The sequence below is a fragment of the Actinomadura sp. NPDC023710 genome (assembly GCF_040639875.1).
GTDB lineage: Bacteria > Actinomycetota > Actinomycetes > Streptosporangiales > Streptosporangiaceae > Spirillospora > Spirillospora citrea.
On sequence record NZ_JBFAGB010000008.1, the window covers coordinates 147,761 to 161,824 of the forward strand.

Annotated in this window: 11 protein-coding genes and 1 tRNA gene; 9 read left to right on the forward strand and 3 right to left on the reverse strand. The window is 74.0% G+C overall.

What is annotated here, in order from left to right; genetic code table 11:
- Positions 1 to 236: 236 nt before the first annotated feature.
- Entirely contained in the window at positions 237 to 1,028 is a 792-nt protein-coding gene (locus AB0H37_RS11955) for a hypothetical protein (RefSeq protein WP_360612353.1), read from the forward strand.
- Between the two features lie 64 nt (positions 1,029 to 1,092).
- Here AB0H37_RS11955 and AB0H37_RS11960 read toward each other — a convergent pair whose 3' ends face one another.
- Positions 1,093 to 2,286 carry an RtcB family protein gene (locus tag AB0H37_RS11960; protein ID WP_329090223.1) on the reverse strand — a complete coding sequence of 398 codons (1,194 nt, stop codon included), beginning with the start codon at positions 2,284 to 2,286 and terminating at the stop codon, positions 1,093 to 1,095.
- Between the two features lie 48 nt (positions 2,287 to 2,334).
- Entirely contained in the window at positions 2,335 to 4,098 is a 1,764-nt protein-coding gene (locus AB0H37_RS11965; protein WP_360612354.1) for a SelB C-terminal domain-containing protein, read from the reverse strand.
- A 273-nt stretch (positions 4,099 to 4,371) separates the two neighbouring features.
- Here AB0H37_RS11965 and AB0H37_RS11970 point away from each other — a divergent pair, with 273 nt between their 5' ends.
- Positions 4,372 to 5,811 (forward strand): MFS transporter, encoded by a 1,440-nt coding sequence (locus tag AB0H37_RS11970; RefSeq protein ID WP_360612355.1) that lies wholly within the window; start codon positions 4,372 to 4,374, stop codon positions 5,809 to 5,811.
- Positions 5,812 to 5,855: 44 nt separating this feature from the next.
- Positions 5,856 to 7,826: a propionyl-CoA synthetase gene (locus AB0H37_RS11975; protein ID WP_179835211.1), complete on the forward strand. Its 1,971-nt coding sequence runs from the start codon at positions 5,856 to 5,858 to the stop codon at positions 7,824 to 7,826.
- A gap of 195 nt (positions 7,827 to 8,021) precedes the next feature.
- Here the strand turns inward: AB0H37_RS11975 and selD are convergent, their stop codons facing one another.
- A complete protein-coding gene (selD, locus tag AB0H37_RS11980) occupies positions 8,022 to 9,011 on the reverse strand; it encodes a selenide, water dikinase SelD (protein ID WP_329090215.1) in 990 nt (329 codons plus the stop codon).
- Between the two features lie 192 nt (positions 9,012 to 9,203).
- Between selD and AB0H37_RS11985 the strand changes: the two genes are divergently transcribed.
- The 6 genes from AB0H37_RS11985 to AB0H37_RS12010 all read left to right on the forward strand — a co-directional run bounded on the left by AB0H37_RS11985 (position 9,204) and on the right by AB0H37_RS12010 (position 13,986).
- Complete coding sequence (locus AB0H37_RS11985) at positions 9,204 to 11,045, forward strand: AMP-dependent synthetase/ligase (RefSeq protein ID WP_360612356.1); 1,842 nt, start codon at positions 9,204 to 9,206, stop codon at positions 11,043 to 11,045.
- Positions 11,046 to 11,055: 10 nt separating this feature from the next.
- Positions 11,056 to 11,151, forward strand: a tRNA-Sec gene (locus tag AB0H37_RS11990).
- 48 nt (positions 11,152 to 11,199) lie between these two features.
- Entirely contained in the window at positions 11,200 to 11,391 is a 192-nt protein-coding gene (locus AB0H37_RS11995; protein WP_089313299.1) for a DUF3099 domain-containing protein, read from the forward strand.
- Positions 11,388 to 12,014: a trimeric intracellular cation channel family protein gene (locus tag AB0H37_RS12000; protein WP_179835213.1), complete on the forward strand. Its 627-nt coding sequence runs from the start codon at positions 11,388 to 11,390 to the stop codon at positions 12,012 to 12,014. The genes AB0H37_RS11995 and AB0H37_RS12000 overlap by 4 nt, the downstream gene beginning before the upstream one ends.
- A gap of 65 nt (positions 12,015 to 12,079) precedes the next feature.
- Complete coding sequence (fdhD, locus tag AB0H37_RS12005; protein ID WP_329090208.1) at positions 12,080 to 12,892, forward strand: formate dehydrogenase accessory sulfurtransferase FdhD; 813 nt, start codon at positions 12,080 to 12,082, stop codon at positions 12,890 to 12,892.
- 161 nt (positions 12,893 to 13,053) lie between these two features.
- The gene (locus tag AB0H37_RS12010; protein ID WP_329090206.1) at positions 13,054 to 13,986 is read left to right on the forward strand and encodes a metal-dependent hydrolase; all 933 of its coding nucleotides are present in this window, start codon (positions 13,054 to 13,056) and stop codon (positions 13,984 to 13,986) included.
- The last annotated feature ends 78 nt before the right edge of the window (positions 13,987 to 14,064 follow it).

Consider the following 14,064-nt stretch of genomic DNA (forward strand, 5'->3'; position numbering starts at 1 on the left):
GTCGGTGGCCCCGTCGCGGCGCCCCTCCCAACCTTCCGCGGCCACCACGTTTCTGACCGGTAAGGCCACACAAGGAAGGCCACCGAGTCAATATCGCTCTAAGTAGCATTATCTTTACCGAGAGGAATTATCTCGCGATACGAGGGGGACGGGCATATGAACCGGATAAGGATCGGCAACCGGGCGGTCACGACCGGGCACCGCGACCGCGCGGTCCCCCACGCGGGGGGCGACGCATGACCCTCGTCGGGGCGGCCGTCACCCCCCTGAGCGGCCAGACGTGGGCGGCGGCGATCAGCGCCTTCGAGACGCTCACGAAACGCCCCGTGCCGATCCGCCGCTGCTACGACGGCGTCCCGCCGTCCTCGGTGAGCGCCTCGCAGCTCCGCTACGACGTGGGCGTGCGCCGGAGCATCTACAGCATCAAGCCGACGATGTCGACGCCGCTGTCGACGCTGCGGGCGCTCGCGACCGACATCATCGCCAAGGGCGCCCTGTGCGATGTGATCATCTACCACGAGCCGGTCGACAACATGTCCGGCGACGCCTTCATCAGCCTCTACCGGCGATCGGCGCCGCCGTTCCGCGCGGTCGGGGTGAAGGTGGGGGTGTGCTTCACCAACTACTCGTGCAACCTGCCCTACTCCGATGCGCGGTCGGCCCTGCGGAACTACTGGCCGGACCAGGGCGTGGTCGACTTCATCGCGATCGACGAGTACCCGATCGGCGAGATCACCTCCACCGCGGACGCCGCCCCGATGGACGCGCGCACGCGGCGGGTGTGCCAGTTCGCCGACGCCCGCGGCATCCCGCTGGGCCTCGCCGAGTACGGCGTGGACTCCAACTGGGACGTCACCAAGTCCGACCGGTGGATGCGGTCGGTCACCGACTGGAGCCGGGCCCGCGCCGGCCTCGGCCACCCGCTGCGGTGGGCGGCCTACTTCCACTCCAACGTCGGCGGAAACTACCGGCTGACGCACCCCGAGCACCTGGACGCCTACGGCGACACGGCCCAGCTGCTGACGTAGGGCCCGACGGCGTCCCGGCGCCCGCCCCGGAGCAGGGCGCCGGGCCGCGGCCGCCTCGGCGGGGTCAGCCCTTCACGCAGATGAGCTGGCGGAGGTGCGCGACCACCTCGACGAGGTCGGACTGGGCCTCGATCACCGCGTCGAGGTCCTTGTAGGCGCCGGGGATCTCGTCCACGACGCCGCTGTCCTTGCGGCACTCGACGCCCCTGGTCTGCTCGACCAGGTCCTCGACGGTGAAGTGCTTGCGGGCCTTGTTGCGGCTCATCCTGCGGCCCGCGCCGTGGGAGGCGGAGTTGTAGGCGGTCTCGTTGCCGAGGCCGCGGACGATGTAGGTGCCGGTCGCCATGGATCCCGGGATGATCCCGAGGTCGCCGCGGCCGGCGCGGATCGCGCCCTTGCGGGTGACGAGCAGCTCGACACCGCCGTACTCCTCCTCCGCCACGTAGTTGTGGTGGCAGGAGATGACCTCGCCCCACCTGCAGCGCTTCTCGCCGAACCGCTGGGTGACGACGTTCTGCGCGAGCGCGGTCATGACGGCGCGGTTGCGGCGCGCGTACTCCTGCGCCCAGAACAGGTCGTGGCGGTAGGCGTCCATCTTCACGGTGCCCTTGAGGAACACGGCGAGGTCGCCGTCCGGCAGGTCCTGGTTGTGGGGCAGCTTGCGGGCGGCCTCGATGTGGTGCTCGGCCAGCTCGTTGCCGATGTTGCGCGACCCCGAGTGCAGGACGAGCCAGATCGCGCCGTCGTCGTCCGCGCACAGTTCCAGGAAGTGGTTGCCGCCGCCGAGCGTGCCCATCTGCGACCGGGCGCGGCCGTGGCGGGAGCGGACGGCCGGGTGCAGGTCGTCGAAGCCCTTCCAGAAGTCGTACCAGCCGCGTTCCTTGAGGCCCGGCAGCGCGGAGGGGTCGACGGCGCTCTTGTGCGAGCCGCGCCCGACGGGGATCGCCTTCTCCAGGCGGCCGCGCAGCCCGGCCAGGTCGTCCGGCATGTCCTCGACGGTGAGGGACGACCTGACGGCGGTCATCCCGCAGCCGATGTCGACGCCGACGGCGGCCGGGGACACCGCGTCCCTCATCGCGATCACCGAGCCGACGGTGGCGCCCTTGCCGTAGTGGACGTCGGGCATCACCGCGAGGCCCTCCACCCACGGCAGGGCGGAGACGTTGCGCAGCTGGTCGAGGGCGAGGTCCTCGACGGTGTCGGGGTCGGTCCACATCCGGATCGGGACGCGGCCGCCCTTCAGGGTCTGGTACGGCATTCCCACTCCTTGATCGACGGAACCGGACCGCGATCTATGACGCCAGAGTCACCCGTCCCGGTTCAACCGGTTTTCGCCCTGGCGGCGCTCGGTGAGGCCGAGCTGGTCGAGGTGGCGCAGCAGGGCGACGGCGACGTCGCGGCCGGTCCCGAGGGCGTCGCCGGCCTGGGCCGGCGTGAACGGCTGCGGCAGACCCGACAGGACGCGCAGCGCCTCCTGGTCGGCGCCCGGGAGGAGCACGACGCCGTCGTCGATCCGCAGGACGGCGCCCGCCCGCTCCGCGTCGGCGAGGGCGTCGCCCGTGAGGCCCAGCTCTTCGAGGCGCTCGGCGTCGGGCGGCTCGAACGGGGCGTCCGCGAGGTCGGCGCGGAGCCGTTCCACGGCCGCGGCCCAGGGCGGCGGCGGTGCCGCGGCGACCGCCGTCGGCGCGGGCTCGGCGGCCTGCGCCGGAGCGGAGTCCGGGGACGGGCCGTAGACGCGTCCCGCGTCCAGGCGCAGCGGCGGCCGGACGAGCGCGGCGACGAGCTGCCGGGAGGGGAGCCCGAGGCGCAGCCGGACGGCCTCCAGCGGGATCCCGGGGGCGCCGGGGCTCTCGGCCGCGTGCCGGGACGTCTCCTCGGCGAGCCGCTCGAACAGCGACCGCCAGTGCGCCGGGTCGGCGACCCATTCGCCGTTCAGGGCGACGGCGTCGGCGGGCGGCGCGCAGCCCATGAGCGACAGCTCCGAGCGGCGGAGCACGCCGTGCCGGCGGAGCACGACGGCGCCGTCCGGGCGGTCCGGCCAGGTCGCCAGCTCCCGGGCGCGGGCGGCGCCCGCGCCGCGCCGCACGAGGGTCGGCGGCCGGACGTCCAGGACGCTCACCCCGGCGATCGAACGACGCTCGGGGTCGCGCAGGAGCCCGGTGTCGCCGAGGTGCAGGGCGAGCCGGGTGTTCAGGGTCAGGCGCGCGGTGTCGGGGCCGAGGGGCCGCAGCCCGACCGCGACGGCGGCCGACCCTATGTGCAGCGTCATCCGCCGCGCGAGCCTGCCGGACGCCTCACCGAAGCGGGTCCGGACGTCGACGCAGGTGGTGGGCGTCCAGGCGCCCGGGGTGACCAGGGCCATGCCGGCGTCGACGCGCCCGGCGTCGCGCAGCGTCAGCACGACGCGCGAGACGCCGCCGACCGACTCGCACGGCTCGCCGGCGCGGCCGATCGTCCGGACGCGGACCCGCTCGCCCGCGGGCATGAGGAGCAGCTCGTCGCCCACGGCGACCGTCCCGGCGGCGAGGGTGCCGGCGATGACGGTCTGACGTCCGGCGGTGAACGCCCGGTCGGCCCACAGCCGCACCGGGGCGGCCGGGTCGGGCACGGGCAGCCGGCCGGCGAGGCGGTCGAGCGCGGCGGACAGCTCGACCACCCCGGCGCCGGTGGCGGCGCTCACCGCGACGGCCTCCGCGTCGCGCAGCGCGGTCCCGGCCACCCGCTCGCGGATCTGGCGCAGCGCGGGCCTGGGGTCGGCGGCGTCGGCCTTGGTGACCGCGAGGACGCCGAACCGGACGCCGAGCGCGCCGAGGGCCTCCAGGTGCTCGCGCGTCTGCGCCGTCCACCCCTCGTCGGCGGCGACGGTGAGCAGGACCGCGGACGCGGGCGCGGCCCCGGCGAGCCAGTCCGGGACGGACCGCTCGTCCCCGGGCGCGTCGACGAACGCGACGTGCCGCCCCGAGGGCAGCTCCGTCCAGGCGCCCGCCTCGCCGGGCTGTCTGCCCGTGAGGGCGCGCACGAGCGCCGACTTGCCGTGCCCACCGTGACCTGCGGTGGTGACGACGTGCATCAGCGTCCTTTCCAGACCTGAACGCCGATGGCCGCGCGGGAACGGGCCGTGCGGGGGGTGGCGAGGCGGGAGGCGGTGCGGGGGTTGCGCAGACGAAGGTCCACGAAAGGCAACCCTAGGACGCCCGGGCCCCGCGCAAAACGCCGACGCGCTGGCGCGTCGTGCCGTACCGGCGGACATCGGGCGACGATTCCCCCGCTCTACACTTATTTAGGTTGAGTAAGTACATGCCGCGCGCCGGGATCCGGCGACCGGCCGATGCGGGAGGTTCGCATGACCGGCGCCCCGGCGGCACGCAGGACAGGCGCCCCGGCGGTGCCCGGGGCCGGGGCCCCTGCCTCCCGTCCCACCGGCCCGACCCTGCTCGCGCTCGCCGTCGCCGGGATGGTCGTGTCGGTGCAGCAGACGCTCGTGCTGCCGCTGCTGCCGCAGCTCATGGCCCGGTTCGACGCCCCCATCACGGACGTGACGTGGGTGTTCACCGCGTCCCTGCTGGCCGGCGCCGTCGCCACCCCGCTGCTGACGCGGTTCGGCGACATGTACGGCAAGAAGCGGATGATCTTGCTCGCCCTCGTGCTGCTGCTGGCCGGCTCGGTGGTGTGCGCGGTGTCCGGCACGCTGCCGGTGCTGATCGCCGGGCGCGCGCTGCAGGGCGTCTCGGCGGCGATGATCCCGCTCGCCATCGGCATGATCCGCGACACGTTCCCGGCCGCGCGGGTGACCACGGCGATCGGCATCGTCAGCGCCACCATGGGCGTCGGCGGCAGCGCCGGCATGATCGTGACCGGGCTGATCGCCACCCGCACCGGCAGCCACCACCCGGTGTTCTGGATCGCCGCCGCGCTGGCGGCGGCCGGGCTGGTGCTAGTCGCCGCGACGGCCCGCGACGTCGGCGTCCGCGCCGGCGGGCGGCCGGACCTGCCGGGAGCGGCCCTGCTCGCCTGCTGGCTGGTCTGCCTGCTGCTCGGCATCAGCCAGGGCAACGCGTGGGGCTGGACGTCCGGCGGGGTCCTCGCCCTGTTCGGCGCCGCGGCCGCACTGTGCGCGGTCTGGGTGGTGATCGAGCTGCGGGTCCGCGCGCCGCTGGTGCGGCTGAACCTGCTGGTCGGCCCCCGGTCGCTGTCGGCCAACGTCGTCTCGGCGCTGCTCGGCTTCTCGATGTTCGCCGCGTTCACGCTCATCGCCGGCTTCGTCCAGGCGCGGCCGGAGGAGGTCGGGTACGGGCTCGGCGGCTCGGTCCTGGACGTCGGGCTCTACATGCTGCCGAGCACCGTGACGATGCTGGTGTTCTCGGCGACGGCCGGGCGGATCGCGGCCCGGCTCGGCCCGGCCTGGACGCTCGCGATCGGGTCGGCCTTCGCCGGGCTGTGCTACGCGTGGCTCGCGGTGTCGAACTCGCACGTGTACGACATGCTCGCGTTCAGCGCCCTCCAGGGCATCGGGTTCGGGATCGCCTACGCCGCGCTCGGCACCCTCGCCGTCCGGCACGTCCCGATGGACCAGAGCGGGATCGCCAGCGGCATCAACTCGCTCGTCCGCACCACGGGCGGCAGCGTCGCGGGCGCCGTCACCGCGTCGATCCTGGCCGGACACGCCGCGGGCGCCGGCGTCCCCTCGCTCGGCGCCTACGAGCTGTGCTTCTGGGTGGTCTCCGCGGGGGCGGCGCTGGCCGCCCTCATCGCCGTCGCGCACGCCCTGCGCCATCCCGGGTAGACCCCGCCCGGCGGCGCGGGCCCTTGACGAACCGGCCCCGCGCCATGCCCTATAGGGGTGCGGCCCGAACCGCGGCGACGCCGGTCCGGGCCTCCGCGCAGATCCGGGCCAGGACCCGTCACCGGGAGGACGACATGGGCGCCTACGCGGCCGCGTACGAACGCAGCATCGCCGATCCGACCCGCTTCTGGGGGCTGGCGGCGCGGGACGTGCGGTGGCTCGTCCCGCCGGACCGGGTGCTGGACGACGGGGCCCCGCCCTTCTACCGGTGGTTCACCGGAGGCGAGCTCAACACCTGCGACAACGCGTTGGACCGGCATGTCGAGGAGGGCCGCGGCGAGCAGGCCGCGCTGATCTACGACAGCCCCGTCACCGGGACCGTGCGGACCTACACCTTCCGGGAGCTGACCGAGCTCGTCGCGCGGTTCGCCGGGGCCCTGCGCAAGCAGGGCGTCGAGCGCGGCGACCGCGTGATCATCTACCTGCCGATGGTGCCCGAGGCCGTCATCGCGATGCTGGCGTGCGCGCGGCTGGGCGCCGTGCACTCGGTGGTCTTCGGCGGGTTCGCGGCGCGGGAGCTGGCCGTGCGCATCGACGACGCCCGCCCGAAGGCGGTCGTGTCGGCGTCCTGCGGCATCGAGGCGGGCCGGGTGGTCCCCTACAAGCCGCTGCTGGACCGGGCACTGGAGCTGGCCCGGCACAAGGTCGAGCGGTGCGTGATCCGGCAGCGCGAGCAGTTGCACGCCGACCTCGTCCGTCCGCGGGACGTGGAGTGGGACGAGGCGGTCGCGGCCGCCGAGCCCGCGGGGTGCGTGCCCGTCGCCGCCACCGACCCGCTGTACATCCTCTACACCTCCGGCACGACCGGGCGGCCGAAGGGCGTCGTGCGCGACAACGGCGGGCACGCGGTGGCGCTGCGCTGGTCGATGGAGAACGTGTTCGGCGTGGGGCAGGGCGATGTGTTCTGGGCGGCCTCCGACGTCGGCTGGGTCGTCGGGCACTCCTACATCGTGTACGCGCCGCTGCTCACCGGCTGCACGACCGTGCTGTACGAGGGCAAGCCGGTCGGGACGCCGGACGCGGGCGCGTTCTGGCGCGTCGCCGCGCAGCACCGGGTGAAGGCGCTGTTCACCGCGCCGACCGCGATCCGGGCGATCAAGAAAGAGGACCCCGAGGGGGCGCTGCTCGCCGGGCACGACCTGTCCGCCCTGGACACGCTGTTCCTCGCCGGCGAGCGCCTCGACCCCGACACCTACCGGTGGGCCTCGCGCGTCCTGGACCGCCCGGTGATCGACCACTGGTGGCAGACCGAGACCGGCTGGCCGATCGTGGCGAACCTGCGCGGGCTGGAGCCGATGCCGGTCAAGGCGGGGTCGCCGACCGTGCCGGTGCCCGGGTACGACGTGCGGGTCCTCGGCCCCGACGGCTCGCCGGTCCCGCCGGGCGCCGAGGGCGACATCACGATCCGGCTGCCGCTGCCGCCGGGCACCCTGCCCACGCTGTGGCAGGACGACGAGCGCTTCGTCGAGTCGTACCTGACGAAGTTCCCCGGGCACTACCTGACCGGCGACGGCGGGCACATCGACGAGGACGGCTACGTCTGGGTGATGGGCCGCACCGACGACGTGATCAACGTGGCCGGGCACCGGCTGTCCACGGGGACGATGGAGGAGGTCATCTCGTCCCATCCGGCCGTGGCCGAATGCGCCGTCATCGGCGTCCAGGACGCGCTCAAGGGGCAGGTGCCGCGCGGGCTGGTCGTGCTCAAGAGCGGGATCCTGGCCGAGCCGGGCGAGGTGTGCGCCGAGCTGGTCGCGATGGTCCGCGAGCAGATCGGCCCCGTCGCCGCGCTCAAGGAGATCTCCGTCGTGCCCGCGCTGCCGAAGACGCGGTCGGGCAAGATCCTGCGGGGCGTGATGCGGGGCATCGCCGACGGGCAGGAGGTGCCCGTCCCGTCCACCATCGAGGACCCGGACGTGCTGGACGGCCTGCGCCCCGTCCTGCGCCGGACCTGACGGCCGTTCCGGAGCGGAACGGCCCGGCGTCAGGAGCGGCGGCCGGTCTGCCTGGGCCAGAACGCCGCCACCAGGAGGACCCCGGCGGCCGCGAGCCCGCCGATCGTCATGCCACGCCTCCCCCGTCCCGATGAGGCCGTGCCGGGAGCCTACCCGCGCCCCCGATCGGCGACACGGGCGGCGAGGGCCGGGCGGCTAGCGGATGACGAGGGCGCGCCGCCCCCGGCCGACGAGCTCCCCGACGACCGGCGCGCCCGGGATCTCCCCGGCGACCAGCAGCCCGCCGGAGGTCTGCGCGTCGGCGAGCAGCAGCCGCTCCTCCTCGGCGATCCGGCGGAAGTCGGTGTGCGGCGACACCCACGCGAGGTTGCGGCGGGTGCCGCCGGGCACGAACCCGTCCCGCACGGCGGCGCGCGCGCCGTCGAGGTAGGGGACGGCGGAGGCGTCCACGACGGCGGTGACGCCGCTCGCCCGCGCCAGCTTGTACAGGTGGCCGAGCAGCCCGAAGCCGGAGACGTCGGTGGCGCACGCGGCGCCGCGTTCGAGGGCGGTCAGGCCCGCCGCCGCGTTCAGCTCCGTCATGGTCGCGACCGCGTGCGGGAACACCTCCCCGGTCGCCCGGTGCCGGGCGTTGAGCGCGCCGACGCCGAGCGGCTTGGTCAGCGTGAGCGGGACGCCGGGACGGCCGGCGTCCAGCCGCAGCAGCCGGTCGGGGTCCGCGGTGCCGGTGACCGCGAGGCCGTACTTCGGCTCGGGGTCCTCGATGCTGTGCCCGCCGGCGATCGCGACGCCGGCCAGCGCCGCCATGTCCCGTCCGCCGCGCAGCACCTCGCGGGCCAGCTCGGCGGGCAGCGCGTCGGCGGGCCAGCCGAGCAGGTTCAGGGCCATCAGCGGCACGCCCCCGACGGCGTAGACGTCGGAGAGCGCGTTGGCGGCGGCGATGCGGCCCCAGTCGTAGGCGTCGTCGACGACGGGTGTGCAGAAGTCGGCGGTGGAGACCACGGCCCGGCCGCCCTCCAGGCGCAGCACGGCGGCGTCGTCGCCGTCGGGACCGCCGACGAGGAGCGCGTCGTTCCCGCCGGTGAGGCCGGCCACGACCCGCTCCAGCTCCCCTGGCGGAATCTTGCTGGAGCCACCGCCGCGCGCGTACTGCGTCAGGCGGGCCACGGGGGCGAGTCGGGTCACCGCTGAATTTAACGCACAACTACCTCAAATGATCAACAAACGGACGGTACGCACCCGGTCACCGATCGCCGACCGGCCCCCGCGACCAGCGTGGAAAACCCGCGAACCCCTTGTCCGAACCCGGTTCGGCGTGATGCGATCTGCACTCTGCAAGTCATCACTTACTACGGTCACCTACCCACGAGGGGCGACATGGGGATCCAGGAACAGCGGGCCGACCTCGACCGGGCCGTCGCGGGGCAGACGATCTGCACCGCCCTCGCCGCGACCGCCGCACGGCACGGCGGCAGGCCCGCCTACTCCGACCGGACCGACGGCGAGTTGAGGACCCTCACCTGGGCGGACACCCGCACCCGCGCGCTGGAGACGGCCGCCGGGTTCGCCGCCCTCGGCCTGGACCCCGGCGACGTCGTCGCGCTGATGATGCCGAACCGTTCCGAGCACGTGCTGGCCGACCTCGGCGCCGTGCACGCCGGCGGCGTCCCCGCCACCGTGTACGCGACGCTCGCGCCCGACCAGGTCGCCTTCGTCGCCGGCCACTGCTCGGCCAGGTACGCGGTCCTGGACGGCGCGGACCAGCTCGGCCGCTGGCTGCCCGTCCTGGACCGCCTCCCGGACCTCCGCAAGATCATCGTGGTGGACGCCGCCGCCTGCCCGCCCGGCGACCGCTTCCTCACCTGGGACGCCTTCACCGAGCTCGGCCGCCGCGAGCTGGCCGCCGATCCGCTCGCGATCGACCGGCGCTGGCAGGCGGTCGGGCCCGGGGACACCGTCACCCTCCTGTACACCTCCGGCACCACCGGCGACCCGAAGGGCGTCCTGATCACGCACTCGATGGTGCTGCACGAGGCGGAGATGGTCGAGCGCAGCTCCGTCCTCCCCGAGCACCCGGCCGGGATCTCCTACCTGCCGTTCGCGCACATCGCCGACCGCGTGCTCAGCTACTACCTGCCGGTCCGGCTGGCCTCCCACATCCACTTCTGTCCCGACCCGGCCCAGCTGACGACGATCCTCGGCGAGGTGCGGCCGCACTCCTTCTTCGGCGTCCCGCGCGTCTGGGAGAAGATCATGGCCGGCATCCAGGCGGTGCTGTCGGCCGAGCAGGACGAGACGAGGAAGCGGGCGGTCGCCGCCGCCCTGGACGCCGGCCGCGCGTACGTGACGGCGCAGGAGCACGGCAACACCCTCACCCCCCCGGTCGCCGAGGCCTTCGAGCGGGCCGACCGGGCGGTCCTCACCCCCATGCGCGCCCTGCTCGGCCTGGACCGCGTCCGGCAGGCCTCCAGCGCGGCGGCGCCGCTGCCCGTCGAGGTGGCCCGCTTCTTCGCCGGGCTCGGCCTGAAGATCTTCGACGCCTACGGGATGACGGAGACGACCGGCGCCATCACCGCCAACCTCGCCGACTCCTTCAAGCTCGGCACCGTCGGCCGCCCGTTCCCCGGCGTCGAACTGAAGCTAGCGGGCGACGGCGAGATCCTGGTCCGCGGCGCCACCTGCACCCCCGGTTACCTGGACCGCCCCGACGCCACCGCCGACCTCATCGACCCGGACGGCTGGGTGCACACCGGCGACGTCGGCCGCCTGGACGAGGACGGCTTCCTCACCGTCGTCGACCGCAAGAAGGAACTGATCATCACCGCCGGCGGCGAGAACATCGCCCCGTCCCTGGTGGAGAACCGGCTCAAGGAGCACCCGCTCATCGGCCAGGCCCTCGCCTTCGGCGACCGCCGCCCCTACGTCGTCGCGCTCATCACCCTCGACGGCGAGGTCGCGCCCGTCTGGGCGGCCGCCCACGGCGTCGACACCACCGACCTCGCCGCCCTCGCCGACCACCCCCTCGTCCTGGAGGAGGTGGCCCGGGCCGTCGAGGACGCCAACGCCCGGCTCGCCCGCGTCCAGCAGGTCAAGCGGTGGCGCCTGCTCACCGCCGAGTGGACCGCCGAGAGCGAGGAGCTCACCCCGACCCTCAAGCTGAAGCGCCGCGTCGTGCACACCAAGTACGCCGCCGACATCGACGCCCTCTACACCGGCTAAGATCGCCGCCGGAGGCGTGTGAGCGCCTGGTGGCCTCCACGGCCTTCAAAGCCGACGGTCCCGAGGATCTCGGGACGGCGGGTTCGATTCCCGTACGCCTCCGCCACCCCCGCCCCGCGCGGGGCGGGGGGCTGACGCGACGTAACGTGAGGGCATGCGGCGTCGCAGGTTGGCCTACGGGATCATGATGGGCACGTGCCTCACCCTGTTCGTGCTGGCCTGGGCGGTGGTCCGGCTGTACTCGCACACCGCGGCGATCGCGATGACGGTGGTGGCGCTGGTGATCCCGCCGTTCGCGGCGGTGGTGGCGAACTGGAACATCGACCGGAGGGACCACCGCGAGTGAGCGGCCACGGGGTCGCATGGCTGCTGGACCTCGCCGGGATCTTCGTGTTCGCCGTGTCGGGGGCGCTCGCGGCCGTCCGGCAGCGGCTGGACGTCGTCGGGATGGTGGTGCTGGCCGAGATCACCGCGCTCGGCGGCGGAATCCTGCGCGACCTGCTCATCGGGGCGGTCCCCCCGGCGGCGTTCACCGACCTCGGGTACGTGCTGGTACCGGTGGCGGCGTCGGCGCTGGTGTTCTTCTGGCATCCGCAGGTGACGCGGCTGCTGCCGGCGGTGCTGCTGTTCGACGCGGCCGGGCTCGGGCTGTTCTGCGCGACCGGGACGGTCAAGGCGCTCCAGTACGGCCTTTCACCGGTGCACGCGGTGCTGCTCGGCATCGTGACGGCGGTGGGCGGCGGCATCCTGCGCGACGTGCTGGCCGGGCAGATCCCGGCGGTGCTGTACGACCGGCAGTTGTACGCGGTGCCCGCGCTGCTCGGCGCGGCCGTGACCGCCGGCGCCGAGAGCGCGGGCCTGCACGGCGGGGCCGTCACCGCGGGCGCCGCCGTGATGGCGTTCGGGTTGCGCGTCCTCGCGATGCGCCAGGGGTGGCGGGCGCCCCGCCCCCGCGGGGTGCCCGACTAGCCCGCGCGGCGGCGCCCGGCCCAGGGCTTCGTTTGGGGCGGGTTCCCGGGGTACCGTCAACGGTCATGGGGCGGATCACCGTGCGCAGGCCCGTGCTCCGGCTGAGCGCGTCCGGATCGCGGGTGCGCAGGCCCGACACGCTCGCGGCGGAGGAGCCGCTGGAGATCCGCGTCGCCGGCAAGCCGCTGACGATCACCATGCGCACGCCCGGGCACGACTTCGACCTGGTCGCCGGGTTCCTGGCGGCCGAGGGCGTGGTCGGGCGGGCCGGCGACATCGCGACGATGCGGTACTGCGCCGACACCGAGGAGCAGAACACCCTGGACGTGGTGCTCTCCCCCGGCGTGCCGCCGCCGGACGACTCCATGACGCGGGCGTTCACCACCACCAGCGCCTGCGGGGTGTGCGGGAAGTCGAGCATCGAGGCGCTGCGCGCCGACCGCCCCTACGAGGTCGCCGGCGACCCGGTGCGGCTCACCCCGCGCGTGCTGGCGGCCATGCCGGAGCGGCTGCGCGAGGCGCAGCGGGTGTTCGACCGGACCGGCGGCCTGCACGCCGCCGGGCTGTTCGACGCCGAAGGCGGGCTCCTCGCCGTGCGCGAGGACGTCGGCCGCCACAACGCCGTCGACAAGGTGATCGGGTGGGCCCTGCGGCAGGGACGGCTTCCGCTGGCCGGCACGGTCCTCATGGTGAGCGGGCGCGCGTCGTTCGAGCTGACGCAGAAGGCGATGACGGCCGGCGTCCCGGTGCTGGCGGCGGTGTCGGCGCCGTCCTCGCTGGCGGTGGACCTCGCCGAGGACGCCGGGATGACGCTCGTCGGCTTCCTGCGCGGCGAGACCATGAACGTCTACGCGGGGGCCGAGCGTATCGCCCTCTGAGCGGCGCCACTTGTCACCCCGGGTCGAAAACCAAGCGGTAACTTGTTGGCTTCTCCTCAAGAAACCGCGGTCCCGGCAGGAGTTGACTGCACTGCCAATGGCATACGCGCGGCGCGGGGGCACGTCGCGGCCGACCCGGACGCGTGGAAGGCGAGGACCGCATGACGAGGCCCCAGGCGAGCGGCGGAACGGTGCCCGTCGACGAGCGCCATCCGCCGATCAAGCCGCGGCGCGTCTCCTTCGACTGGTCGGAGACCCCGCTGCACTGGGTCCCGGGCGACCCGGTCGCCACCCACATCATCAACTCGTTCCACATCGTCCTGCCCGAGGGCGAGAAGTGGTTCATCCAGTGCGTCAAGGACGCCCGCCCGCACATCCGGGACGAGCGGCTGCTGGAGGAGATCAAGGGCTTCATCGGGCAGGAGATGGTGCACGCCCGCTCCCACCAGGGCGTCCTGGACCAGATCCTGCAACGCGCCGGCATCGACGTCTCCAAGATCACTGACGCGGCGGGACGGGGCAACTCCGAGCGCCCCGCGCAGATGGCGGCGCTGAAGGAGCGCAACCCGCGGGCTTGGCGGCGCCGGCTGCGCTTCGAGCTGGCCGCGGTCGCCTCGATCGAGCACTACACCGCCGTCCTCGGCCAGTGGATCATGGACAACGACCGGCTCGACAAGGCCGGCGTGGACCCGACGATGCTGGACCTGCTGCGCTGGCACGGCGCCGAGGAGGTCGAGCACCGCTCGGTGGTCTTCGACGTCTACACCGCCATGGGAGGCCGGTACCCGACCCGCGTCGCCGCGTGGGTCGTGTCGCTGTTCTTCCTGTACTGGGCGCTGATCGGCGGCTCGCTCTACCTGCTCAAGCAGGACCCGACCATCAAGCGGCGGGTGACCCCGCTGCGCGTCTACCGCTCCTACCGGCGGTCCGTCCGGCTCGGCCACGTGCCCGGCATCTTCCGGCTCCTGCTCGGCGAGGCGCCCGTCTATCTCAGGCCGGACCACCATCCCTCCAAGGTGTGCTCCACGCCGCGCGCGCTGGACTACCTCACGCAGTCGCCCGCCGCCAGGGCCGCGGGCTACGACCCCTACTAGGCCCCTGCCCTGCCCCGGCGCGTTGCGATATTGGCGCTCCGCGAGGTGCCGGGTTCCCGCGCTCCGCGGTGGCGGGCG